This window comes from Antribacter gilvus, assembly GCF_003946865.1.
Taxonomy (GTDB): Bacteria; Actinomycetota; Actinomycetes; order Actinomycetales; family Cellulomonadaceae; genus Antribacter; species Antribacter gilvus.
On sequence record NZ_QXTH01000005.1, the window covers coordinates 265,769 to 291,268 of the forward strand.

Sequence of the window (25,500 nt, forward strand, 5' to 3'; positions counted from 1 at the left end):
GCTACGGCGCCTCCCACGTGATCCCGGTCGCCGTCCCCTTCGTGATCGTGCCCTTCAGCAGGCTGGGCGTGAACCGGTGCGCGTGGTCGAAGTAGAGCCGCGCGTCCCTGAGGCCCAGGACCTGGATCGAGCCGGTCTCCACCTTCCCCACGCCCTTGAGGTCCAGCTGGACGGAGTCGATGGCCAGCGCGTCGAGCGCGAGGTCCAGGGCGCCGGGGTTCGCGGGCGCCGCCGGGCGCACCCGTGGGGTGTGGAGGGCCGGCAACCCGCCCGAGACCGTCAGGCCCATCACCGCGTCCTTCGACAGCATGATCAGGCCGTTCGCCGAGGCCGACGTGATCGTCAGCGGGATCGCCGCGCTCGACCGGACGTTCAGGTTCCCCACGAGGCTCCGGATCTCCAGGCTGTCCATCATCGCCCGCGACTCGAGGCGGCGCTGGGTCCGGCGGGTCGCGACGATGTGGTTGATCTGCTCGTCGGTGAGATCGAACTCTGCGAACTCGCGCCGCACCTCGACGGCCTCCTTCGCCGGGCTCACGTAGGGATCCTCGTGCATCCGGAAGATCGCGGACCAGAGGGCGAACTCGCCGCCCAGGGCGCGCTTCACGTCGACCGGGTGCAGGTCCCACTGGAGCAGGGGCTTCCAGTCCGCGTCGTCGGGCCGCTTGTCCGGGGTCTTCCCGCGGACGTCCTCGGGCGTGTTGAACCAGTACACGCCGAGCTGGAGCCGGTCGCCCGCGAGCCGCAGCAGCGGGTCCTGCGCCGCGCCCTCGACGACCCATTCCCGCACCTGCCAGGCCGAGCCGCCGACTCGCCCCGCCCACTCGGGGTTGTAGGTGGACTCGATGCCCGCGGCTTGGATGTTCCGCTCGAACGTCGCGACGTCCACGGCCCCGTCCTTGATCGGCACCACCAGGGGCGTCGTCGACCCGATCTGGATGTCCTTCCAGCCGACCGCGTCGGCCGACACGAACATGACCACCGCGAGCTCCCCGTCGAGGGCCGCGAGCGTGGGCCGCAGGAACTCGGCCTCGCTCGACGAGCTCGGCGCGGGCGCGGGCGGCTCCGTCCCGACGGGAAGCACCGGGGCCGGCGGGCTGAGCCGCAGCAGGTCGAGGTAGAACTCGGCCTCCTCGATCTCCAGGTCCGGCACGGAGAATGTGCTCTTGCCCGACGGCGACTTCGGGCCCGGCGTGTACGAGAGGTCCCCCGCCTTCGCGCGGCCGATCTTCACCTGGTACAGGAGGTGTCCCGCCGGTCCGAGGCTCTGGTAGTCGAGCCCTTCCAGCCACGAGCCCGTCGCCGTCACCTTGCCGTCCTCGACCACGACCTGGTCGGCGGCGAGCTTCCCGACCCGGAACCGGCCGCCCGGGAACTCCACGAGGCGCTTCATCGCGAGCGCCGGGTCCGCCACGACGATCCGCGTGCCGCCGGTGCTCAGCCAGTCGATCGAGGCGTAGCCGGTGGTCAGGGCGAGGTCGGCGTTCGTCAGCTTCCCGCGCAGCCCGGCGGTGGCTCCGAGGCTGAGCTGGCGCGCGGAGAGCGTGCCCTGGACGGCACCGGTCCCCAGGTCGTAGACGAAGTCCTGCTGGCCCTCACCGGCCGGCCCGCGGGTACGGGTCAGTGACAGGCCGCGGATCGTCACGGGGTCCGACGCCGAGACGTACGCCGTGCTGACCGTCAGGTTCTCGCCGGGCAGCTCGAGCTGCACCGCTGAGAGCACCACGTCGTCGATGTCGAACCGCTCGACGACGACGCGCCGGAACGCGGACGCCCCCTTCGGGGCGGCCCCCGGTGGCCACCGGTCGGCGCGCGCCTTCGCGTGCACCCCGCGCAGCGTGACACCGCCCACCCAGCCGCTCGTGACCAGGATCCGCTTGCCGCTCACCTCGGTGTCGACGCGGAGCTGTGAGAGCCGCACCGAGTCGAGCTCGACCCCCAGCCGGACCGCGTCCTTGCTGATGTCGAGCGAGGCCTCCCGCAGCCCCTCCAGGTCGATCCGGGCCGCGTGGTCGCCCGAGACGGTGACGCCGCCGGAGCCTCCGCGGAGCACCGCCACGACGCGGTCGTTCTCGTGGAGCTCCACCTTTGCGGACGCGAGCCGCAGGTCGCCCTGGAGGCCGAGCGTCGAGCTGAGCTTCCCGCTGAAGCTCGCCCGGACGTCCTCGACCCGGACGGTGCCCGCCGCCGGGTGCAGGCGGACGCGGCCCACGCGCAGCGGGGCGACGCCCGGCGCGACCGGCCCGCCGATCTCGAACCGCATCGGCGGGTCGTCGTACGTGAGGTTCGACGCGGCGACGTCGTGCAGGTCGATCTCCGTGACGCTCCACGGCGCCTTGCGGGCCGGGTCGCGGGTGGCGGCGACGTCCGCCCGCCGGACGGTGACGGGCCCCTTCCCCGACAGCCGGCCGGTGCCGACCTTCCACGACACCGCTCCGACCCGCAGGTCGGCGAAGGTGGCGGTGGCGGACAGCCCCGCGTCGCCGCCCTCGACGTGTGCCTTCGCGAGCGTGGCCGTGTCGATGGTGACCTTGCCGTCGGGCGAGCGGTACTTCGTGCCCGTGGCGACCAGGCTGCGCACGTCCAGCGAGTAGTGGCGGCCCTTCTCGTCGACGGCGTAGGCCGCCGAGATCGCCGGCTCCGGCCCGGCGGCCCCGGCCGTCGGCGCGCTCTCCACCTTCCCCTCGACGGTCGTGGTCGCCGCGGGCCGCTTGCCGGACGCGAGCGTGGAGAGCGCGACCGCGTACCGGACGTCGACGACGGCCCCCACGCTCGCCGACGCCTTGACCAGCTCCCAGCCGGCCTCGCCGCGGGCCAGCTCGACGTCCGTGGCCCGGAGGTCGCGCAGCTCGCCCTGCTCGACCCGCACCTTCATGGTGCCCTCGGCGTCGGCCGAGTCGAGCGCGAGGTTCTTCCCGGCCAGGGAGGCGACGTGCAGGCTGCGCACCACGACGCTGCTCAGCGCGCGGGCGTCGCCCTCGCCTGAGTAGCCGAGCTCGACGTCCGCCTTCATCGCGCTGACCGTGACCTGCTCGGCGGTGACGCCGTTCGCCGGGGTGCCGAGCGCCACCGTCCCGAGCACGAGGCCTTGGAGCGCGAGGTCGGGGATCCGCCAGCCCTTCGGGGTCCGCTGCACCGACCCGGTCAGGCTCGCGAGCGACACCGCACCGATCGAGCCCTGGGCGAGCTGGACGCCGGTCGCCTGGACGTTCCGGAGCCCGAGCTCGGGCGCGACGGGCTTCGCCCCGATCGTCACCCCGACCTCGACGTCGCCCGTGAGCCGGTCGATCATCGCACCGGGCAGGGCGACGTCCGTCAGCACGGCGGGCACCACGAGCGACGCCTTGCCGGTCCGCGGGTCCAGCACACCGGTGATGCGGCCGAAGGTGATCCCCCCGACCTCGACGCCCAGCAGGCGCCGCGCCTCGTCGGTGATCCACCGGACGTCCTGCTCGGCCTTGGCCCGCTCGACCGGGTCGCTGCTGGTCCGCGCGGCCTTCTGCCGGAGCTCGAGCAGCACGAGCGCGTCCTTCGCGGCCTGCAGCCGCGCGCGGAGCCCCGCGTTGCCCGGGATCTCCGGCATGGCAGCGAGCGCCGCGCCGATCTCGGCCGACGGCGGCAGGGTGCTCGCCTTGACGACGAGCGCGGGTTGGGCGGGGTCGGTGGCGACGAACCGGGTCGAGTCCACCGTGACGGACAGGCTGGCGGTGCGGGCGAGATCGGCGGGGGTGGGCACCGTGGGGCCGCCGGCGAGGAACTGCTCCACGAGGGACGTGTCGTCGAGGTACCCGCGGGCCAGGTCGACCGCGGAGCTCGGCACGCTCGCCTGGAGGTGGACGCCCTCCAGGACGAGGCCGCCCGTCTCGATGTCGCCGGTGACAGGGCCGACGGTCACGGAGCCGATGTCGATCGTGACGCCGAGGGCGGCGCGACGTCGGCGGGTGAGCTCCACGAGCTCCTTCCGCTCCTTCTCGGTCAGCGTCCCCGGGTGGACGCGGTCCTTGGCCTCGAGGGCTGTGAGCCGGGCCTCGTCGGCCGCGAGGTCGGTCGCGGAGGCGAGCTCGGCCCGCTCGGGCGGGGTCAGCGTCTCACCCTTGTCGAGCCGGGCCTGCAGCTCGCGGCGGCGGTCGGCGAGCTGGGCGTCGAGGGTCGCAATCTTCTGGACCAGCAGCGCGATGCGGCGGTCGAGCTCGGGGCGCTTCGGGTCGCCCGCGGGGAGCTCGTCGCGGGCGCTGGTCAGCGTCCCGACGACGCCGCGCAGCGAGCCGGCGGTGGTCCGGAGCGACGCGCTGAGCCCACCGCCGCGGTTGATCCCGACGTGCAGCTCGGAGATCTCGAACGACGTGACCTGGGTGCCCGCACCGAGCGAGAGGCCTTCGACGGTGAAGGACGCGAGGCTGACCCCGTAGGCGCGCAGCATCCCCAGGGCGTCGGTGGCGCGCTCGGTGGCGGATCGGGGCGGCGCCCACCGGCCTTCGGCGGCGAGGCCCCAGAGGTGGGTCGCGAGCGGGGGCGTCGGGTCGATCCTGCCCAGGATGTTGTTCCGGGCCTTCCCGAACAGCCAGCCGCCGAGGCCTGGTGGCGTGGGCAGGAACATGGTGGCGATGCCGAGCGGGCTCAGGTCTCCAGGCACCGAACCGGTCAGGGCCACGATGTTGCTCAGGAGCTGGAACAGGGGGCCGAAGACCGGGACGGGGAACGCGGCCATGCCCGAGGGCAGGACCAGGTCCTGCTTCGTGTGGGCGTCCCACGTGCCGTCCTGCGTGGCGGCGAACGCCAGCGAGCGTGCGCCGACGATCGCGGCCGAGAGGGGCGAGACCGGCAGGCCTGCGTCGACCACCACCAGGTCGCGCACGTCGACACCGCCGAGCAGCGCGGAGACGAAGAGGGGCTGGGTGTAGTGCCGGTCGCCGAACCCGGCGGTGATCCGGAGGTCGGTCAGGGTCGCGCGGCCGGTCCGGTAGGTGGCGCCCGGCCGCACGATGTTGGTCGACGCGATCTCGATCCGCGGCACTCGGAGCCGCGTGACGAAACCCGCCTCGAACGTGACGTCGACGTCGATCCGGTTGCCGCCCGCCCCCGTCGCCAGGGTCAGGCCGGGGACCAGGTCGCCGCCCAGGGCGCCTTGGACGGCGTCCAGGCTGAAGGCGTGCGCCTTCATCGTCCGGCCGATCAGGGTGTGCTCACCGAAGAGCGCGTACGGGACGAGCACGCCGAAGACGCCCCGGACCCCGACGACGATGGTCCGGGCCCACAGCGGGGCGCCGCTCGCGGCCGGGTTCCGGGGCTGGTAAGCCGTCCGGCCGGCGGCCTCGTCGTACAGCTCCAGGTCCGCGACCAGGGCCGCGAGCCTTCTCCCGGGGGCGGCGGCCTTCGCCAGGAGGTCGGCGCGCAGCCTGCGGGACAGGTCGAAGACCCAGCGGCGGTCGTCGGCGGCGACCGCCAGGTTGATCAGCGCGCGCAGCTCGAGGGCGTGCTCCTCCGTCCACAGCCGTTCGTCGGCGAGCCGGACGCGGATCGCGTCCCGCGTGCGCAGGTCCTGCTCGGCGCCGCTCGCCAGGGCCGACGGCATAGCCCTGCGCTGCTCGGCGGTGAGGCTGGACCAGAACTTCTGCCAGACGTCGGGGTGCTCCACCGCGAAGCGGGCCTGCTCGTCCGGGGGCAGAGCACGCAGGGCGAGCGTCCCCAGCCAGGCGTCCCTGCTGTCGAACCACAACCAGCTGAGCCAGCCCGGCAGGTGCGACAGCGCCTGGCTCCACAGGCGCACGGGATCCCGCAGGCGATAGAGCTCCAGGACCTCCCCGCGGGTGCCCTCCGCGAGCAGGAAGTCGTCGGGGAGCTTGTCGACGATGTCCTGCAGCGTCCCTCTCCGGTCGAGCCGCCGGACGATCGCCGTGCGCAGCGGCACGTCGGCGGGTCCGGCCTGTCCTGCGGCGTCGGTCACCCACGGCCGGGCGCCGCCCGACCGGTCGCGGCCGAGAAGCTCGCGCACGAGGAAGACGGCGTGCGGGGCGTGCTTGCGTCCCTCCCACTCCGCGGCGATCGACGCGGCGTAGGCGTCGAGCATCGCGGGCGGCACGGAGAGCGCCGCTCCGCCGACGACGTACTCCGAGCCGACGCCGGTGTACTCGCCGTTCACGAGCGACTCGTCGGGCATCTGCGCGGTGAGCCGCGCGAACCACTTGCCGTTCTCCAGCCGGCGCCACGCGTCCTGCGCGTCGATCGGGCACACCCGGACCAGCAGGTACGCGAACCGCGCCTCAGCGTCCCAGACCTTCCAGTCGAACAGCCCGTAGGAGAGCAGTTTCGTGGCGCGCACGAGGTTGGCCAGCGGGGTGCGGGCGGCGAGCACGCAGCGCAGCGCCCAGCCGTGGTCCGCGCTGAACCGGTCGTCGGAGTCGAGCTGGTCGAGCAGCCGCTCGATCGAGCCCTGCCTCTCCAGCTCGGTCACCACCGAGACGAGCCCGGCGCCCACCTCGGGCGGCGCGTTGCTGCCGACGGCGTTCGCGGGCGCGCTGGTGGCCGCGGCGGCCAGGGTGCCCCGGCTGACCGGGGTGACCAGCTCGGGCTGCGCGGCCGGGGCCTTGGGGCACAGCGTCGCCAGGACCTTCAGCGCGTCCCGGGCGGCCGCGTCGTCGGGCTCGCGCAGGATCCCCGCCACCTGCTCGGCGACGATCCCCAGGCCGGGCTGGCTGCCCGGGACCCCCGCGACACGGTCGGCGGCGGTCACCCCTCCGCCGACGCCCATGCTCGTGGCTGACCGCGGCTGCTCCCGGGCGATCGCCTGCTCCAGCTCCACGGCGTCGTCCCCCGGGGGCGTCGACGACAGGAGGTCGCGGAAGGTGGGCCGCCGGGACTTCAGCAGCGCGGTGAGCACCTCCGCACCCGCCCGCCGGAGCGTCGCGAGCAGGGCCCGCCGTGCCGCGGGGCCGAGGCGGCTGGGGTCGACGGGCGCGAGCGCCTCGGTCACCCCCCGGTGGTAGTCCGCGTAGGGGCGGTACTTCTCGGCGACGCCCTTCAGCTCCTCGGCGCTCATCGCCGACAGCACCGCCACCGCCGCCTCGGGGAAGGTCGTGTGCTGCTTCGCGTTCATGCGGCCGAGCGCGACCCGGGTCTTCGCGGGCAGCGCACGCACCAGGGCCCGCGCCACGAGGAACGGCAGGGTCGCGAGCACCCGCAGGCAGTCCTCGACCCCTTCGGACCTCAGATCGAAGAACGAGCCCTCGACCCGGGCCTGGATCACCCGCACGTCCGCGACGTGGTTGAGCGCCACGAGCGTCTCCAGCCGGGACTCGAGCTTCGCGACGTCGGGGCGGTCCTCCGACCAGTCCACCAGCGTGTCCCACGCCTTCGTCACCCCCGAGGCGCCCTCGTCCCGTGCCAGGTGCCCGTCCGGGAGCACCCCCCGTGGCCGCCACAGCGGCCGGCCCTGGGCGGCGGCCGCCGCGAGCCCCGCAGCCTCGCCCTCCGCGCGGGTGACGTCCGGCGCCGGCGCCCCGGCCAGACCGCGGTTCTCGTGCTGGCGCACGTGCGCGAGCTCGTGCACCAGCAGGGCGAACGTCCGGTCGAGGTCGTCGGCGGGCGGGCCGAACAGCGTCACCAGGCCGGGAGCCGCCGCCCCGTGGGCCGACGAGCCGACGTCGGGCCGCAGCACGATCCGCACCGTCCCGTCGAGCCCGAGCGCGGGGAGGGCGCGCCCCGCCGCGGAGTCGACCCGCGCGCGATAGGCGACGCTGGGCCGCCCGGACTCCCTCCTCGTGTGATCGGTAAGCGCCGAGGTAGTGCGTTCGTCCGGCTCGGTCATGGGCCGGCCCGTGACCGAGCCGGACGAACGCACTACCTCGGCGTTGCCGGGCACCCGGCTGGGAGCGCGGTCCGCGCCCGGCGCGCTCTCCTCCGCCGGCCGCGCCCGGGCGAGCGCGAGGGACCGGCCCGGCGGCGGCGAACCGTCCCCCGCGCCGGACGACGTCGCCGTCCCCGCGCCCGCTGTCGACGGCACCGGCTCACCCGATCGTGTTGAACGGGTACCAGGTGTCGAGCGGCGCCGGGAACGGCCGGTTCCCCGGAAGGATCGCTCGCCCCGCGACGACGTTGCCCGTGATCGCCGCCGCGCCGACGGCCCCGACCGCCAGGGAGGCCCGCCTGTCGTCCCGCGCACCCGCGATGACGTTGCCCGTGATCGCGGCGCTGCCGAGCCCGATCACCACCACGGCGAAGGTGGCGTCGTGGGAGACGAACCGGTTGCCGGTGACGGCGCTCGCGCTGCCGTCGACGTCGAACCCGTGGATCGACACGGGACGGTAGTTGTAGACGAAGAGGGCGGGCCCGCCCGCCTGGCGGTTCGGCGTCGTGCACTCGACGGTGTTCGACGCCAGGTTCAGCGTGGTCCGCAGTCCTCGTCCCGGGCCGTCGTCGTCGCGCAGCCGCTCCAGCGCCACGAGGCCGCCCAGGACGGCGACCAGGGGCTCGGGCTGCATCGTGAGCATCTGCGGGGTCTCCACGACCTCCGGGTCGGCGTCGATCACGACGGACACGGCGAGCCGGGCCCGCGCCCCCGCACGGGCCGGGGCCTCCGCCCTGGCCGTGGCCCCCGCCGTGGCCGAGTCCCCGGCCGCCCGCCGCTTCCGCGTCGCCTTCGTCCCGGCGGCCCCCTCGTCCCGCAGCGCCTCCTTCCCCTCCTCCGGCTGCTCGGCGACGAACCGCTCGACCAGCGCGGCGGTGCTCGCGCCGGCGGCCTCCTGGGCGTCCGCGAAGTACTTCCTGGTGTGGGCGGGCTCCTCGGCGACGTAGCCCTTGGGTCGCTCGTCCGGGTCGGGCAGCGGGTAGAGCGTGGCGAGCTGGAGGAGGTAGACCAGCACGCTGTCGAGCATCCCCGCCCCCAGCGCGCCGGCGGCGAGCTGCGTCGCGGCGAGGTTGTGGGTCGTGCGGTCGGAGCGCCCGGCGACGTCCGTCCCGGCGAACGCGGCCGACTCGACGAACCAGAACCCGCCGTAGCAGTCCTCGACGTGGTTGTCCTGCACGGTCACCTGGCCGAGGTCGGCCACGACGAGCGCCGGGGTCGAGAGGCCCGCGAACCGGTTGCGGGCGATCACCGCGTCGTCGAGCAGCGCGGGGAGCCGGGCGGCGCCGAGGGAACGGACCTTCCGGTGGCGGGCCTCGCGCGACAGGGAGACCTGGCTGTGCAGCAGCCCGGCGAGGAGCCGGATCGCCCCGCCCTCCGGGGGGACGGTGTCGAACGCGTCGTGCAGGAACCGGTTGTCGGTGAGCCGCAGCCCCCACAGCGCCCCCGCCGCGAGGACGCCGACGCCGAGCACGCTGCGCGGGGCCGGAGAGCTCGGCCGGTCGTCGCCGAGCGTGTAGCGGAACACGCAGCCGGTCACGGCGAGCACCGCGCAGTTGACGGGCCGCACGCCGATCGACACCCGCACCTCGGGGGCCTCGTCGTTCACGGCCCGCACCGTCGCCGCCTCGTACGCCCCGCCCGCGACGCCGCTCACCCGGCCGAACTCGAAGGGCACCTGCGGCAGCTCGAGCTCGAACCCCGCGATCGTCACGTCGTCCGCCTCGACGAGGACGATGAGCCCCTGCCCGAAGGCCGCGAGCCGCTCGTCGCCGAGGCCCGGGTCGACGGTGAGCACCGCCGCGCCGCACCCGCTCAGCACGAGGTTGGAGTGCTGCTCCCGCAGCACGATCGGCTCGCGCAGCTCGTACCGCCCCTGCTCGAAGCACACCGTCACGCGGTCCGCGCGCTCCTTGATCGACCGGTTCGCCACCGCGCGGTCGATGATCGCCTGCAGCCGCGGGGCGTCCTCGGGCCGCACCTCGACGGTGCAGCAGCAGCCTCCCCCGGGCTCGATCTCGGTGAGCGGGTCGAACGGCCTGCGGCAGTCCTCGACGACGTCGAGCACGCCCTGGTCGACCCGGTCCACGACCGCGAGCGGGCACACCCACTGCCGTGGGCCGTCGGGCGGCTGCGGCGTCCGCAGGTAGCGCGCCGGGTACACGGCGGTCGGGGTCTCGGGCCGCACGCCGATGCACCAGAAGTCGTCGACGTGGAGCCGCGGCGCCCGCGTCGACGACAGCGTGACCTGCATGCCCGTGCCCGTCAGGTCCACGGGGGTGCCGAGGGTCAGGCCCGTCAGGTGCTCCTCCCACACCCGCAGGTAGAGCCGGGGGTCGGCGGCGTAGTCCGCCGGCAGGGGCGCCGGGAGCCGCACGGTCCGGCCGTCCGGGTCGTACGGCGCGGGCAGCACGGCGACGACGCCGCCCGTCGCGGCGACGAAACCCTCGGCGACCTGGTCGGCAGACACCAGCACCGCGGTCGAGCGCAGCACCTGGACCGCCTGGCCGGTGCGGGGCCGGTGGTGGTCGTCGACCGGGCTGCGGTCCAGCGTGAGCACGGGGTTGACGCTCTTGTCGGGCGTCACCCGGTAGAGGTGCGAGGCGTCGTCGTACCCCCACACCGCGTCGAAGGTGCCGTCGCGGCGCACGGCCGTGACCTGGAACCGGATGCACTGGTTCTCCGCACCGAGGTAGCCGCCCGTGCTGCTCGGTTCGCACGCCGAGCCCGCGTCGGGGTCCTGCCGCCAGGACACGCGCAGGCGGGCCGTCGAGGCGAGCCGCATCGTCTCCGGCTCGAACGTCAGGCCGTCGCGCGCGAAGTCCCGCACGGACTCCTCCAGGGCGTCGGCGCACGTGGTGGCATCCACTGTGTGCCGCAGCACCCGCTGGACGACGCGGGTCCGCGCCGCACCGTCGGGCCCCCCGAGCGCCACCTCCAGGAGCGCCGGGTCCTCGACCGCCGTGACGTCGTGCTCCGTGAGGAGCAGGAGCACGTGCTCCCGGCCGAGCGGCCGCTCGTCCGCCACGGGCTGGTCGAGCCAGTCCGGCTGCTCCGACGTGAGGATCTCGTCGTCGAGGGTGACCCGCAGCCCGCCCACGTACATGGTCCCGGGGCCGACGACGAGGTCCGTGCCCGGCCCGGCGCTGACGGCGTACCCGTCGTCGGGGGTGCCCGCCCGGCCGACGACGTCGAGCAGCACCTCGCGGCGCTCCTCGGCGCCGATGACCCGCTCCTCGTTCTGCTCCGCCTCGAGCGCGACCCGGCCCTGCTGGGTGACGACCCCCGTGTACCGGCGCGCGGGGTCGTAGGAAAGACGTGCTACATCGGTGGCCATGGTCTGCCTCTCGTGAGCTCAGCATCCGTGTCGGCCTCGGGCAGGTGCACCAGCACCGGCACGAGGCCCACGGGGAGGTATTCCTGCAGCTTGATGAGCAGGGACCGGTCCTTGACGGAGGCCGCCTCGCGGCAGAACGCCCCCATTTCCGACCCGTCCTCGCTCCCGGTCAGCAGGCTCGGGACGCCCGCCGTGGACCCGTGCGCCACACCGGCGTCGGCGCCGTCGTGCAGCTGGGCGTAGCCCCACTCGCCGAAGCGGCGGCTGACCATGATCGGCGCCCCCGGGTCGATCCGGACCGACTCGTACCGGCGCGGCAGCGCGCTGCCCGTGGACCACGCGCTGAACCGGACGCAGCCGTGCTGCGCGTCCCGCACGCGCACCACGTCGTCGAGGACGGAGTCGCTGCACTCCAGCCGGTGCACGAACGCCTGCCCGAGCACGGTGGTACGGCACAGCTCGACCGCCCCGTTGTCGGTCGCGAGCGCGGCGTCCGCCAGGGCGAGCGGGAACGCCTCGGCGAGCAGGCGCCGGTTGAGCGCCGCCAGCTCGGCGGCGGGGGGCGGCGTCACGGACGCGGCGAGCGCCGCGACCCAGGTGGACCGCTGCAGCGGGCGGGTCGCGAACCGCGGCTCCGTCCAGACGAGCGCCCCGTCGACGACGGCCTGCAGGTCGGCGACGAGCAGGGCGACGTCGGCCGGGGCAGGGGCGGCCCCGTCGACGTGCGCGGCGACGGCGGCGGCCGAGCCCGCGAGCTCGCCCGCGAGCCAGGTGGTCAGCTCGTCGTGCTGGTCGCGGAGCGCGGAGAAGAGCAGGTCGGCGTCGTGCACGCGGGTGACCGCGCCGGGCTCGTCGGTCGGCAGGCCCTGGAGCACGCTGTCCGCTACCTCGAGGGACTCGACCAGGCCGCCGCCCCGGACGCGCACCGGCCCGGTGAGGCACCGGTCGAGCACGAGCCGTTCGACCTGGCCCTCCACCCACAGGGTCACGGGCGCCAGGTCGCGGCCGTCCACGGACCGCTGGAACAGCGTCGGCGGCGACTGCGCGGCGCCGCTCGTCCCGGGGTCGAGCGTGCTGCACGTCAGGCGCACCTCGTCGAACCGCCCACGGAGGACGACGTCGGCGCCGGACACCAGCAGCCCGGCCAGGTGCAGGCGGCCGCCGGTCCCGGACGCGCCCGCCCCGCCGCCGGGGCCGCCGCCCGTGAAGACCCACGGCCCCGCGCCGACGTCGGCCCGGACCACGGCCCGCTCCCCCTGCGCGGCGCGGATCGTCACGTCCCGCAGCGGGGTCGCCGCCGAGCCGACGTCGGCCACCGCCGTGGACGTGCGCCCGTCGTCGATCACGACCGTGCCCACGCCGCCGAGCGCCGCGAGCGCGTTCGGCAGCGCGATCGCCGACCCTCCCGGGACGTGGCGCACCGGCGCCGGCTCCGCGGGCTCGTCGACGCCGGGCAGCCGCCGGTCGTAGGGCCCCGCGCCGACTCGGGAGAACAGCCCGTAGTGGTACCCCACCTCGAGCTGCGCGGCGCCCGCCGTCCGGAACCGGCCCACCTCGGGCCACACGGTGACGTCGGCGAGGTCGAGCGGGTCGGCCGTCCCCTCGGGCGTGACGGACAGGCTGCGCGGCCACAGGCTCGCGACGGGGTCGGGGAACGCGGTGGGGTCGCCCGTCCCGAGCGCGGACGCCCGCACCGACTCCCACAGCGGGGTGGTCAGGGGCGCCGGGACCTGCCACACGTCGGTGGGCAGCCACGTCTCGCCGTAGTCGTTGCCGCCGCGGGCCGCGGCCGTGAAGAGGGCGACCTGCCGCCCCGTCGGGTCGAACACGTAGTGGCCGGGGCAGCCGGCCACGGGCACGGGAGTCGCCCGGTCGACGCCGAACGAGATCGTGCGCCACAGGAAGAACGCGACCTTCGGGATCCCGTACCAGCCCAGGTCGCCGCGGCCGACCCGCACGTCCAGGCGGTGGGAGTACTCGTCGAACGCCGTGTGCGCGAGGCTCGCCCCGAGGGGGTGGCGCAGGTCCGCCCAGCCCCCGGCGGGAGTGCCGGTGAGCGGGCCGGTGAGCTGCCCGGCCCGCTGGAGGGCGCGGGCACCCGCGGGGTCCGCGCTGTCGGCGGGACGCCCGAGCGCCGGGTCGAGGCCGTGCCGCGTGCGCCCCAGGCGGCGGAACATCTCGATCGCGCGCGACTCGTAGCCGGTGACGTCGTGGGCGAGCTGCTCGAGGAGCGCGACGGTGCCCTTGCGGCGGCGGTACGAGATGGTGTTGGCCACGTCGAGCCGCTGGGCGCGCGCGTCCATCGCGGGCACGAGGTTCGTCGCGAGCAGCTCGGCCAGGTACGGCACCACCCAGGTGTCGCACGTCTCGATCGACTGGTCGTCCCAGAGCCGGTCGATGCTGCGCCGCACCACGGCCATGGAGGCGCCGATCCGCTCCAGGAGCTCGCGGAGGGGGCCGTCGCCGTCGACCGTCTCGCTGTCGGCGGCGCGGTACACCTCCGGCAGCAGCGACCACAGCTTGGCGGCGTACCGCTCCTCGTACCCGTCCTGCACCGGGGTGCTCATGCGGACACCTCCACGGTCAGGTCGTCGGCCGCGAGGGCGAAGAACCCGCCGCGGCCGGGCCGGTACGCCGCGCTGTTGCCCGGCCCGCCGGGAGCGTCGCTGAACGCCCCGCTCCCGGTGACGAGCCGGATCCGCGCACTGGACAGCACGCCGGGCACGTCGGTGACGGCCTTCTCGATCTCGCTGCGGTACAGCGTCTCGCCGAGGCGGCGGACGCCCGGCGCGAACAGCCCGCGGACGTCGTCGAGAAGCACCTCCACGACCGCCTGCCGCACCGTGTCGGCCACGTAGGTCGGGTCGACCGCCACGGTCAGCCGCAGGCGGGCGCGCAGCCGGACCGCGGGGCGCACCACGAGCACGCGGTTCGGGTCGGCCTGGGCCGCGAGCGCCGTCCGGGCGGCGCCGACCGCGGCGTCGTCGTCCCCCACCCACACGGTGACCGCCGGGCGCTGGAGGCCGGTGTCCCACACGACCTCGCTGCTCGCCCGGCGCACGCCGGGCGCCGCGGCCGCAACGACGGCGTAGTCGTCGGCGCTCACTGCGCGCCCGAAGGTGAGCACGGAGCGGGGCGCGAGCCGCCGCACGTCGGACGCGGGCTCGGGGTCCCCGCCGCCCGACGGCGCGACGGGGTTGCGGACCGCGCGCAGGTTCGGGACCGCGGAGAGCACCTGGGTGAGCGCCCCCGGCGGCGGGACGGCGGCCCCCGAGCCCACGCGGTAGGTCGCCACGACCCGCGCGCCGGTGGGCAGCCGGCGGCCGTGCCCCCCGTCGGGGGTGATCACGTGGGTCACGCCCTCGTCGTCGACCCGGGTCTCGAAGATCGTCTCGTCGGGGCCGTGCCCGTACAGGGCGGGGACCTCGGTCCAGTACCGGCCGCCGACGCGCAGCTCGACGGTCGACGACCACCCGTCGCCGGACCGGCCGGGCTGGTCGGCGAGGAACGTGACCGGGGACTTCGCGAGGGGGAAGTCCTGGCCCGGCAGGCTCGCGCGCCCCGTGCCGAGCAGCTCGTCGCGGACGGTCTCGCCGCGCGTCACCTCGACGAGGTCCCAGAGCACGGTCAGGGGCGCGGCGAGCGCGGTCGCGGCGCCGTCCGCCCCGGCCCCCGTGCCCGAGACGACGACGTCGCTCGTGCCCGCCACCGGCGTGAGCGCCACGGTGGCGCCCCGCCCGTGCGCGTCCTGGACGAGCGCCGGTGTCGGCTCGCCGGCGCGGGCCGCCGGCGGGCGGGCGAGCGTGAGCCGTCCGGGCAGGGAGCTGAGGGTCGCGACGGGCGTGTCGAGCAGGGGGCCGACGTCGGACCAGCCGGACCGGACGGTGACCTCGCCCGCCGGGGACGCCACGGCCGTCAGGCTCACGCCGGACCGCACGGCGACGGTGAGGCGCGCGACGACGAGCGGGATGCTCGTGTCGCTCGGCCGGACCGTGGGCGTGGCCGCGGCGGCGTCGGCGTACCAGACCTGCTCCGCGTAGGCACCGAGCCGGACGACGGTGAACGCGGCCCCGGTCGTCCCGACCCCGGCGCCGGGCCGCTCCACGAGCAGCGGGTCGCCGGCGACGAGGTCGCGCGCGGCGCCGTCGAGCACGAGGCTGGTCGCGGTCACGACCGCCGCACCGGGCGGCATCGAGGCGAGGTGGTGCGCGCGGCGTGGCCGCGCCAGGGAGTAGTCGGACGCCACCGCCGACGGCGGCAGCCCGCCGGTCCCGTCGAGCAGCACGCGGGTGTTCTTGCGCCCGGACGGGTCCTTCTCGGTGACGAGGCCCGTGACGCGCACGACGGCCGTGGCGGCATCGGCCGAGGCCCAGGCCTTGGCGCGCAGGAGCAGCCGGTCGCCCGCCCGCAGGCCCGTCGGGGTGCCCTTGACGAGCACCCCGCCGCGCGCCACGAGGCGCAGGTGCGGCGGCGCCTGTGCCGCCCCGGGTGCGGCGAACGACGACGGCCCGCCCGTCGGCGCGGTCGTCGTCAGGTCGTCCGGGGTCGGGCCGACGACGCTGGTGGGCCGGTCGAACACGGTGGTGCGGGTGGCCTCGAACGTCTGCGACTCGATCCCGGGCACGGCCTTCGACGCGACGGCCAGCCCCTGGGTGACGACCAGCGGGGCGGGCGCCGCGGCGACGACCGCCAGCGTGGCGCGGGCGCCGAGGCCCGGGCGCGGCCGGTAGCCGAGCAGGGCGACGAGGTGCCGCACGCTCGGGTCGAGCACGGCGGTGCCGAGGTAGTGCTCGTTGGCGATGCGCTCGTTGTAGAAGGTCAGCACGTCGGCGAGGTAGGCCCACCAGTCGACGACCTGCAGCCCCAGGTCGGTGCTCGCCGTCGGCCGCCACGGGTCCAGCTCGGTCTCGCCCGGCAGGTGGGCGAGCAGGGCACGCCGGAACGTCTGGAACGTGCCCACCCGGTAGGCGAGCTGCGGCAGCCCGGAGGGGTTGCTGATCACGAGGGCGGCCGGGGGCGCGCCGCACCCGCCGTGGCACTCGCCGTGGCAGCCGCAGGACCCGTGGGTGCTCATTTGCCCCCCTGGACGACGACGCGCAGCGAGCCACGGTCGGGATGGTCGGGGTCGTTCGAGACGCGCAGGATCTCGTCGCGGCCCGCGGGCACGACCTCGGGCATGGGGACCGGCACCGGCACGTGGCCGCGTCGCCGGTAGCTCACGCCCAGGACGCCGTCGACCCCCACGGCGCCCTGCACGGCCGCCGCGAGCTCGCTGCGCAGGAGCGGCTGCCCGGCGGTCAGGTTCCCGGGGGCGAAGAACGCGGGCGACCCGTCGCGGCGGCGACCGCGGCCGAGCTCGGCGAGCACGGCGGCCTCCACCTCGCCGCGCAGGGCCCACGGCTGGGCGCAGACGGTGACGACCAGGTCCAGGCCGACGTACCGCGGGGCCGGGGTGTGCACCTCGTACCCGGCGGTCCGCCGGCGGGCGAGCAGCCGGGTGAGCTCGAGGTGCTGGTCGAGGCTCGGCGTCTCGGTGCCGCGCGGATGGACGGTGGTCAGCACGGAGAGCCAGGACCCGGTCCAGCGCATCTCGGTGCCCGCGTCGAGGACCCAGTCGAGCTCGCGGGCCGTGCGGTCGTAGTCCTCGGCCCGCACCGCGCGGAGCTGCCGGGCCCGGAAGGCGTAGGGCGCGTTCGCCCGGACGTGGTCGATCGTCTCGGCGTCGGCGCCTCCCCCGGCCGGGAACGGGTTGGTGACGGCGAGCACGGTGCCGGCGAGCTCAGGCGGCACCGTGGTGATCGAGTCGGCGGCCACGTTCCCGGCCGCACCGTCGCCCACCCGGTAGACGACGTCGAACGCCGACCGGGGTGCGGGGCGCTCGCCGAACAGCCCGGTGCCGTGGCGCACCGTGTCGCCGTCGGACCCGTCGTACTCGAACCAGGGCGCGCCCCGGTCGGGGCGCACGTCGGTCCAGCGCACGGGGTCCACGGTGTAGGCCGCCTCGTAGAGGCCCGCGTCGAGCAGGGAGCGCCGCCACCGCCAGGTGCGCGGCGGGTCGCCGGGGTCGGCCGGGCGCTGGACGAGGTACAGCTCGGGCACCGTGGCGCCGTCGTCGCGGGCGAGCCAGGCCAGCCGTCCGGCGGCGAGCGTGTGCTGGTGCACGGGGACGCCGTCGCCGCAGCCGGTGTCGGGGCCGGTCCGCGTGACGGCGGCGAGCCGTGCGGCGGGGCCGCCGGGGTCGGGGTCCACCACGTAGGACTCGGTGTGGCGGCGGCCCTGCGTGGCGGGCACCAGGTTCCCCGCGAGGACCGTCCGCGCCAGGGCGTGCTCGGCGGTGAGCGCCTCGGCGGCGTCCCACTCCAGGCGGGTCACGTCCCGGCCGTAGAGCTCGTCGCGCTCCTCGACGGCGCCGGTCAGGTGCACCACCTCGCGGGTGGGCGGGTCGGCGGCGGTCGGCGCGGCGGTGTCGATCAGCACGGCCGTCCCGACGGTGCCCTCCTGCCGGTTCCCGACCACGAAGCCGAAGCCGTGCCCCGCCACCCACAGGTGGGTGGCCCCGGCGGGCAGGCACGCCTCGTCGTCGTCCCACAGGTACGGCACGATCCGCGGCACGGGCGCGCCGGACGACCAGTCGCTGCGGTTCCAGCGCGGGTCGACGCCGAGGGGCCCGGTGCGCAGCCCGCCCGTCGCGTGGTCGACGAGGCCGTCGCCGAGCTCGAAGTCGAGCACGCCGCCGTCGGGCTGCGGGGCCTGGACCACCACCCCGGTGGGCACGCCGGGCGCGGCGACGTCGACCTGCGCCCAGGCGGTGGCCGACGTCGCCGGGCGCGGCTCGTAGTCGACGAGGCGCGCCGCCCGGACGACGGCCACCGCCTCGGTCGCGGTGTCGAGCGTGGCCTGCAGCGCGACGCGGTCCTGCAGCAGGGACAGGTCGTCGCCCACCGCGGCGAGGAGCTCGGCGAGCAGGACGCCGACGTCGGGCTCGGCGCGCTCCACCCACCGCGGGTAGGCGACGGCGGAGTGGTCGAGCAGCGCGGCACGCATGCTCGCGTAGTCCTTGGCCAGGTAGTCGATCGGGGGCCCGGGCGCGTCGGGCAGCGGCGGGCCGTCGTCGCACGCGAGGCAGTCCAGGGTGGACGGGCAGCCCGCCTTGAACGTGAACCGGACCTGCGCGTAGTACGCGTCCAGGGCGGTCGCGGAGATCGTCAGCGTGTACAGGGAGAAGTCGCCGCGGACCGGGGTGGTCAGGTCGAGCAGGGGGCGGCCCTCGTCGTCCACGCCCCAGTCCCCGGCCGCGACGGGCAGCACCTCGACGGAGGGGATCGCGTCCCCGCCGGTGATCGTCACGGGCCGGGTGGCGGCGAGGGTCGGCGCCACGTCGACGGCGTTGAGGAAGTGCACGCGCAGGCGCGTCTGGTCGGCCGAGGCGATCTCGACGAAGTCGATGCCGTTCAGCGTGGTCGAGGCGACCAGGTCGGCGAGGCGGTTCGGCACGTCACCTCACCTCCACGGCGAGCGTCACGGGAGTGCGCGTCTCGACCAGCGTGTAGAACACGGTGACCAGGAGGGCGCCCTCGTCGAGGCCGCTGCCCGGGTCGGCGCCGGAGAGCACGGTGACCTCGTCGAGCTGGACCTGGTCGGCGAGCCACGTGCTGATCGCCTGCTGCACCTGCAGCCGGACGGTCGCCACCAGGGCCGCCGACTGCGGGGCGAACACCAGCCGGCGCAGCCCGCACCCGAACAGCGGCAGGTTGACCCGCTCGCCGGGGCTCGTGAGGAGGAGCTGGCGCAGGAGCTGGTCCACGTGCGCCGGGTAGGCCGCGCGCGCCACCTGCCCCGCGCCGGCATCGACGCGCAGGGGGAAGGCGTAGTCGTGGCGGATCACAGCCCACCCACCTTCGCCTGGGTCGACTGGATCATGACGGTGCCCTGCACCGCGCCGGTGGCGGCCTTGCACATGCCCACGCTGTCCTTCGCAAGGGGCTTGGTCCCGCCGACGTCGGTGCGCTGCACGGTGCTCTGCCACGACACCTGCAGGCACGGGCTCGGCGTGGGGCCGATCATGAACGGGCAGGCCGCGACCATGAAGGTGTCCGACGACAGCACCACCGGCTGTCCGTCGACCCGGACCTTGGTGCTGGACGGTACGGCCGTGACCGTGCCCCCGTGCGGGCACATGAGGGTCGAGCCGACGTTCAGGTAGTCACCCATCACGACACCTCCAGGGCACCGTCGTTGACCGAGACGCTCGAGTCGGCGACCACCACCGACTTGCCGCCGCGGCTCGCCGTCACGCCGTCGGACGTGAGGGCGACCGAGCCGCCGCCCGAGTCGGTCAGGGTGACCTCCTCGGCGTCGTCGTCGAACAGGAGGCTGTGCGGGGCGGCGGTGACCAGGCCCCGCACCTTCGGGGCCGCGTCGGCGGGCAGCTCGCCGTCGCGCCAGTAGCACCCGACCCAGATCGGCTTCGAGACGTCGCCGCCCTCGAACTCGATCCACACCGCCGCGCCGACGTCGGGCACCAGGAACAGCCCCACGTCCTTGCCCGCATAGGGCACGCACGGCAGGCACCAGCCGCTCGGGGTGGTCCCCAGCACGGACGGGACCTTCGCGCGGAGGCGCAGCGTGGTCGCGTCGACCTCGGTGACGGTGCCCTGGTACTTGCCGAAGTACCGGTCGCGCAGACGGTCCGCCAGGTCCGCCAGGTCGGCCAGGGCCTCCTCGGCGCTCATCCGGCGTCACCCACCGCGTTGCGCACCAGGACGAGAGCCGCCTGGTGGGACTGCCGGGTGATCGTGTGCCGCACGCTCCACACCAGGTACTTCCCGGAGTACATCGCCCCGCACCCGACGACCTCGGCGATCATGCCGACCCGCGGCACGGTCGCGAGCATCGCGACGTCGGCGGTGCCCTCGCAGCGCGCGAACCAGGCCGCCTCGCGCAGGAGGCCCGCGGCCCGCGCCGGCAGCTCGGCGGCCTCGGCCGCCGCGGTGAGCAGCGTCGTCCGTTCCTTGCCCGTGAACTGCGCCAGCGTGCGGGACGCCAGCGCCGGCAGCCCCGAGTCCGACGTGTCGGCGGACACGCCGTCCTCGTCGTCGTCGGAGAGGCTCGCCTGGCGCGCGGCGACAGCGGTGGGGCGCGACGCGTCCCAGCTGAAGTCGAGGACCGGCACGCTGTGCTCGTCGATCGTGTTGACGTCCACCGTGAACGACGGCGGCCCGGTGAGCGACGGCGCCGCGAACCAGCCCACGCGGTCGCCCGGCTTCTGCTCGCACGCCACCCGGAACCAGCGGCCCGTGCGGCGGGCGAGGGACCGCAGGAGGTCCAGGTCGGAGGCCCGCTGCATGAGCGTGCGCCCCTCCTCGGTGTGCGCCGGCGCGCTCTCGCGCGAGTTCTCCGACGCCGGGCGCATGCCGTAGGAGCGGAAGATCTGCGCGGCCACGTCGGTGTCCGACATCCCGGACCACTCCTTGACCGTCTCGGTCATGCCCATCAGCACCGACGCGTCCTGCCCCCACACGTCGACCGTCGCCCCCGACGGCCCGGTCGGCACGTGCACCTTGTGGGACAGCACGTAGCCGTCGAAGAGGCACTGCTGGTCGCCCTCGTCCGGGGTCACGACGACCGCCACGTTCGCGTACGGGCCGATCCGCTCGTCGCCCACCCACGTGAGCTGCCCGTCCTTCGCGGCGACCGGCAGCTGGAACGAGACAGCGTCCGGCAGGTCCGCGTTCTCCTCCACCTCGAGCCGCGTGACGAGGTCGTAGAACTCCTGGTCCACGGGGGTGCCGTCCAGCAGCACCTGGTACTCGCTCATCGCTCCGCCCGCGGGATCGCGACGAGCTCACGGGCGGCGAGCGCGTCCGGGGCGATGACGCCGTTCGCGTCGCACAGCCGCCAGGCCGCCGTCGCGTCGCCGAGGAAGCGGTGCGCCACGAGGTCGAGGCGCTCGCCGTCGTCGCGACGGTGCCAGCCCGCCACGGCGTCGCGCGACGGCGCGGGCACCCGCACCACGGTCACGGTGGTCCCGTCCGGGAGGGTCACCTCGTAGGTGCCCGCCTCGGCGTAACGACTGTTCGGAAGAAACATCAGGGCCTCCTCAGACCGGCAGCATGCCGAGCACGGACTCGGTCGAGTTGACGAGGTTCGCGACGGCCAGCGCCTGGCGCAGGCCGTTCATGTACTCGACGGCGACGAGCCCGAGGCTGCGGACCGCGTCGTCGGTCGAGTGCTGGAGATCGGTCTTCGTCAGCACCTTCAGGCCCACCTGGACGGTCGCCTTCGTCGGGTTCAGCAGGGTGTCGTAGATGGTCTCCGTGATGGTCAGCGACGTGACCCGCACCGGGACGATGCGCCCGGGCCCCCACACGAGGAGCACGGTGCTCAGCGTGTTCTGGGGCACCTTCGCCTTCGCTCCGCCACCCCCGGCGCCCAAGAGGCTGCCGATCCCGGCGGTCACCGTGCCGAGCAGGCCGCCCTCCGTGGCGCTCGCCGGGTGCAGCAGCATCTCGAGGGCCGCGAGCCGCGACGACACCCCGGTGACCTTGGCGATCGCGGCGGACGCGGCGCCGTCGGCGATCGTGTCCGCCGCGTCCAGCGAGAGGCTGAACGAGAACGTCTCGCCCGGCAGGCTCGTGACCGCCATGGGGCTCGACGTCGTCCCGTTCGCCCCCGCCGCCGGCGACTCCGGCTGCGACCAGCCGTGCGACATCGACTCGGGGTTGTACTGGAACACGATGATGTTCGGGATGGGGATCAGCGGCGTCGCCATGAACTCGACGAGCGCGCCGCGGAGGTAGAAGCTCATCGCGGACCCTCCTCTCTGAGGGCGGCCTCGAGCCGCGCGACGACGGCCCGGGCGAGCTGCTCCACGCCCTGACCGGGTTCCTGGTCCACGTCGACGGAGGCCGACGCCGAGGAACGCAGCCCCGCCGCCGGGAGCCGGCCGAGGGCCTGCGCGACGAGCACGCCGAGCCGGCGGGCGTCGGCCTCGCTCAGGTCCACGCCCCGCACGGTCAGGCGGTCGATGCTCACCTGCCCGCCCGCCCCCGGGGCCCGGCGGTTCACGAGGCCACCGCCAGCGGCGACGTGGGCGCCGGGACCTCGGCCCGGAGGACCGCGCCCTTCTTGCCCAGCTCCCGGCGGGCGGCCTCCAGGACGTGGTGCATGGTGACCAGGTCTCCGGCCGCGCGGGCGTCGAACGCCGCGGCGAGCACCACGGCCTTGATCTCCGCCCCGGTCAGGTCGAGGTGCTGGGCGAGCCAGTCGTGGTCCAGGCCGTGGGCGACCGGCACGCCGGTCGACGTCCGCTCCGGCAGGGCGAGGCGCCACAGGCGCGCCCGCTCGGGGACACCGGGCGCGAGGAAGTCGACGACGACCCGCAGCCGGCGCAGGAACGCGTCGTCGAGGTCGCTCTTGCGGTTGGTGGCCAGCACGGCGACGCCGGTGAAGGTGTCGAGCCGCTGCAGCAGGTAGTCGATCTCGATGTTGGCGTACCGGTCGTGCGCGTCGTGGGTCCGGGTCCGCTGCCCGAAGAGGGCGTCCGCCTCGTCGAACAGCACCATCACATGGCTGCGCTCGCACTGGTCGAACACGCGGGCCAGGCGCTTCTCCGTCTCGCCCACGTACTTGTTCACCACCTCGGCCAGGTCGACGCGGAACAGGTCGAGGCCGAGCGCGCGGGCCAGGACCTGCGCGGCCATGGTCTTGCCGGTACCGCTCGGTCCGGCGAAGAGGGCGGTGGTGCCTTCCGTGCCGGGCACCAGGCGGCGGAGCTCCCAGGTGTCGAGCACCTCGCGCGAGCGCTGCACCTGCGTGCGGAGGCGGTCGAGCTGGGCGGCGACGGGGGCGGACACCACGAGGTCGTCCCACTCGTAGGGGCACGGCAGGTGCGTGAGCGACGTCAGCTCTGCCCCGCGCAGGCGCCGGCGCACGACGTCGTCGGCCCGTCCCGCCGAGGCGGCCGCCACGCCCGCGAGGAGGTCCGCGGGGGTGAGGTCCCACTCCCCCACGACCCGGGGCACCGGGGCGGGCTCGTCCCGCGGGTCGGCGTGCTGGTCCCACAGCGCGGTGCGCTGCGCGGCCGTCAGGGCGGGGAGGGCCCACGTGAGCCGGACGCCGGGCGACGGCGTCCCGGCCGGCGCGGTGCGGGCCACGAGCGCCACGGCCCCGGGCGAGGGGTCGACGGCGGCCCGGGCGCCGGCTCCCTGGTCGTCCGCCCCCTGGTCGTCTCCGGGGTCGGCGTCCCCAGGTTCATCCGCCCAGACCGGCAGCGCGCCGAGCAGCCGCGCGGTCCGGACCGCGCGAACGGGGTCGCGGTCGTCCAGGAGGACCGCGGGCCGGCCGAGGGCGGCGGCGAGCTGCGCGAGGAGCGTGCGCCGGCCGGATCCGGGCGGGCCCACGAGCTCGACCTCGACACCCGACCGCACGGCCCGCACGGCCGAGGTCATGGCGGCGAGCAGGTCGGGGTGCAGCACCTCGCAGCCGGTGACGTCGAGCGGCCGGGCGAGCCCGTGGAAGCCGGCCCAGTCGTCGGCCCCGGCGACGTAGGCGGCGACGTCCGCGTCCACGGCCCAGGGCGAGGTGCTGCGCCACTCGCCCACGCGCGGCGTCGCGAGGCGCCACGTGGACACGGGTCCGGCCGGTCCCGGCTGAGCGCCCGCCGGCCAGGCCCAGACGCGTGCCGCGAGCACCGGCGTGGGGTCGGTGGCCGGGCCGTCGTCGAGGTAGCCGAGCACGCGCGTGAGCGGCGGGTCGAGCTCGCACGCGGCGAGGAGCGCGAGCCACTCGAGGTCGCGCTCGCCCAGGCCGAGCGCCTCCGCGAGGCTCCCCCAGCGGGGGCCGGCCGCGAGGGCGGCGCGGGCGGCGGCGAGCGCGGGGGCCACCTGCTCGCGGAGGGTGGCGTCGATGGTCTCGTGCACGACGCCGGCCGCGAGGATGCCGTCGATCGCGTCGTGCGCCGGGTCGCGGGCGAGCCAGCGGGTCCGCTCGGCGGTGACGTGCGCGGCGAGGAGCTCGCGCAGGGCGGCCTGCCAGTCCATCTAGACCACCGCCCAGAGGGCGGGGTCCGAGTCGACGCCGTCGGCCCGGAGCGTGATCCGGTGGCTGCCGGGCGTCAGGCCGCCAGGCACCGCGAACGTGACGGTGTTGCTGCTGTGCTGCCACTCGCCGGGGCCGGGCGCCGCGCCGCCCGCGATCCGTGCGAGGACGGCGGGGCCGACCTGGAGCTCGACGCCGCTCGCGCGGACGCCGCGCACGCTCATCGTGTAGACGCCACCGGCGGGCGTGATCTCGGGTCCGGTCGACGGGTCCACCCAGGCGCCGATCGCGAGGGGTGCGCTGGGCGCGCGGAAGCCGGGCAGCGCGGGGCGCGCGACGGTGAGCTCGTAGTGGCCGGGCGCCACGGGGGTGTTCAGGGGCACCCGCAGCTGGAAGGGCACACCGCGGGCGGGGGTGGCCGGGTAGGGCGGGTCGTGCGGCACCTTCCAGGCGGTGACGTCGGTCTCGGTCACCACGCCGCCGGCGCGGGAGACGAGCAGGAGCTGGTCCGCGTCGTCGAGCCGGAGCCCCTCCACCCGGGCGCGCACGCCCGCGGCGACCGGCGCGGGGGCGAGAGTGGCGGGCGACTGCTCGTACCGGCGCTGGACGCCGCCCGGGATCGTGTAGGTGACGGTCCGGCGGGTGGCGAGCACGCGCGGGAGCGTCGGGTCGGCGACGGGCTCGGCCGGGCTGGCCGTGAGCGTGTACTCCTCGACCTCGGGCGCGGCGGCCGCCGGTGCGCGGTTGTCCAGGAGCACCACCGAGACCCGGTACTGGGCGGTGGTGCGCAGGGGCATCCCGAAGGCCTGCCAGAGCCGGCTGAGCTCGTCGAACGACGGGGACTCCAGCACGAGCGTCGCATGGCTCGGCGTGATCGAGCCGGGGGGTGGCGTGGCCACGGGCAGGGAGAAGGTGCCGTGCTCGTGCAGCGCCTGCATCGCGACACCGAGAACCTGCTGCTCCCGCACGTAGCTGGTCCGCGACTCGGTCGACAGCATGTACCAGAGGTCGATCGACAGCGGCTCGAACGCCACCGGCTGGGTACCCGTCCCGCCGCCCGACTGGGACGCCTGCGTCCAGTACCGGTTGCGCGCGAACTTGTCGCTGCTGACGTGGAAGAGGTACAGCGACAGCTCGCAGTCGACGTCGCCGCTCGGGGTGTCGGGGTGCCGGCCTGAGACCACGACCGAGAACGGGGGCGGCCCGTTCCAGATCGCACTCGTGGCGAGCGCCGCCGTGATGATGTCGCGGAGCGTGTCGGTGACGATCGACAGGTCCTGCACGG

14 protein-coding genes are annotated in these 25,500 nt (G+C 75.4%); all 14 read right to left on the reverse strand.

The features are described from left to right. Position 1: 1 nt before the first annotated feature. Genes D1350_RS11005 through D1350_RS11065 form a run of 14 tightly spaced genes read right to left on the reverse strand, consistent with a single transcriptional unit; the run spans position 2 to position 25,498 of the window. Positions 2-7,999 (reverse strand): hypothetical protein, encoded by a 7,998-nt coding sequence (locus D1350_RS11005; protein WP_125776043.1) that lies wholly within the window; start codon positions 7,997-7,999, stop codon positions 2-4. A gap of 4 nt (positions 8,000-8,003) precedes the next feature. Next, a complete protein-coding gene (locus D1350_RS11010; protein ID WP_125776044.1) occupies positions 8,004-11,177 on the reverse strand; it encodes a DUF6519 domain-containing protein in 3,174 nt (1,057 codons plus the stop codon). Then, entirely contained in the window at positions 11,162-13,744 is a 2,583-nt protein-coding gene (locus D1350_RS23685) for a hypothetical protein (protein ID WP_164545128.1), read from the reverse strand. The genes D1350_RS11010 and D1350_RS23685 overlap by 16 nt, the downstream gene beginning before the upstream one ends. After that, complete coding sequence (locus tag D1350_RS11020) at positions 13,741-16,251, reverse strand: baseplate J/gp47 family protein (RefSeq protein WP_125776045.1); 2,511 nt, start codon at positions 16,249-16,251, stop codon at positions 13,741-13,743. Before D1350_RS11020 ends, D1350_RS23685 begins: the two co-directional genes overlap by 4 nt. Next, a complete protein-coding gene (locus D1350_RS11025) occupies positions 16,248-18,671 on the reverse strand; it encodes a baseplate J/gp47 family protein (protein ID WP_125776046.1) in 2,424 nt (807 codons plus the stop codon). Before D1350_RS11025 ends, D1350_RS11020 begins: the two co-directional genes overlap by 4 nt. Position 18,672: 1 nt before the next feature. Then, entirely contained in the window at positions 18,673-19,062 is a 390-nt protein-coding gene (locus tag D1350_RS23690; protein ID WP_164545129.1) for a GPW/gp25 family protein, read from the reverse strand. Further along, positions 19,059-19,388, reverse strand: coding sequence for a hypothetical protein (locus tag D1350_RS23695; protein WP_164545130.1), 330 nt, complete (start codon positions 19,386-19,388; stop codon positions 19,059-19,061). The genes D1350_RS23690 and D1350_RS23695 overlap by 4 nt, the downstream gene beginning before the upstream one ends. Next, positions 19,388-19,909, reverse strand: coding sequence for a phage baseplate assembly protein V (locus D1350_RS11035; RefSeq protein ID WP_125776048.1), 522 nt, complete (start codon positions 19,907-19,909; stop codon positions 19,388-19,390). The genes D1350_RS23695 and D1350_RS11035 overlap by 1 nt, the downstream gene beginning before the upstream one ends. After that, entirely contained in the window at positions 19,906-20,994 is a 1,089-nt protein-coding gene (locus D1350_RS11040) for a hypothetical protein (RefSeq protein ID WP_125776049.1), read from the reverse strand. The genes D1350_RS11035 and D1350_RS11040 overlap by 4 nt, the downstream gene beginning before the upstream one ends. Next, on the reverse strand, positions 20,991-21,266 hold the full coding sequence (locus D1350_RS11045) for a hypothetical protein (protein WP_125776050.1): 276 nt from the start codon (positions 21,264-21,266) through the stop codon (positions 20,991-20,993). The genes D1350_RS11040 and D1350_RS11045 overlap by 4 nt, the downstream gene beginning before the upstream one ends. A 10-nt stretch (positions 21,267-21,276) precedes the next feature. Continuing rightward, positions 21,277-21,984, reverse strand: coding sequence for a hypothetical protein (locus tag D1350_RS11050; RefSeq protein WP_125776051.1), 708 nt, complete (start codon positions 21,982-21,984; stop codon positions 21,277-21,279). After that, a complete protein-coding gene (locus tag D1350_RS11055) occupies positions 21,981-22,244 on the reverse strand; it encodes a hypothetical protein (RefSeq protein WP_125776052.1) in 264 nt (87 codons plus the stop codon). The genes D1350_RS11050 and D1350_RS11055 overlap by 4 nt, the downstream gene beginning before the upstream one ends. Further along, positions 22,241-24,217 (reverse strand): ATP-binding protein, encoded by a 1,977-nt coding sequence (locus D1350_RS11060; RefSeq protein ID WP_125776053.1) that lies wholly within the window; start codon positions 24,215-24,217, stop codon positions 22,241-22,243. Before D1350_RS11060 ends, D1350_RS11055 begins: the two co-directional genes overlap by 4 nt. Further along, positions 24,218-25,498, reverse strand: coding sequence for a Pvc16 family protein (locus tag D1350_RS11065; protein ID WP_125776054.1), 1,281 nt, complete (start codon positions 25,496-25,498; stop codon positions 24,218-24,220). Between the last annotated feature and the right edge of the window lie 2 nt (positions 25,499-25,500).

Excerpts from the sequence above, each read along its gene's own strand:
- D1350_RS23685 (WP_164545128.1), bottom strand. The coding sequence starts at position 13,744 with ATGAGCACCCCGGTGCAGGACGGGTACGAGGAGCGGTACGCCGCCAAG.
- D1350_RS11040 (WP_125776049.1), bottom strand. The coding sequence starts at position 20,994 with ATGAGCGAGTACCAGGTGCTGCTGGACGGCACCCCCGTGGACCAGGAG.
- D1350_RS11020 (WP_125776045.1), bottom strand. The coding sequence starts at position 16,251 with ATGAGCACCCACGGGTCCTGCGGCTGCCACGGCGAGTGCCACGGCGGG.
- D1350_RS11010 (WP_125776044.1), bottom strand. The coding sequence starts at position 11,177 with ATGGCCACCGATGTAGCACGTCTTTCCTACGACCCCGCGCGCCGGTAC.
- D1350_RS23695 (WP_164545130.1), bottom strand. The coding sequence starts at position 19,388 with ATGGGTGACTACCTGAACGTCGGCTCGACCCTCATGTGCCCGCACGGG.
- D1350_RS11050 (WP_125776051.1), bottom strand. The coding sequence starts at position 21,984 with ATGAGCTTCTACCTCCGCGGCGCGCTCGTCGAGTTCATGGCGACGCCG.
- D1350_RS11035 (WP_125776048.1), bottom strand. The coding sequence starts at position 19,909 with ATGAGCGCCGAGGAGGCCCTGGCCGACCTGGCGGACCTGGCGGACCGT.
- D1350_RS11060 (WP_125776053.1), bottom strand. The coding sequence starts at position 24,217 with ATGGACTGGCAGGCCGCCCTGCGCGAGCTCCTCGCCGCGCACGTCACC.
- D1350_RS11045 (WP_125776050.1), bottom strand. The coding sequence starts at position 21,266 with ATGTTTCTTCCGAACAGTCGTTACGCCGAGGCGGGCACCTACGAGGTG.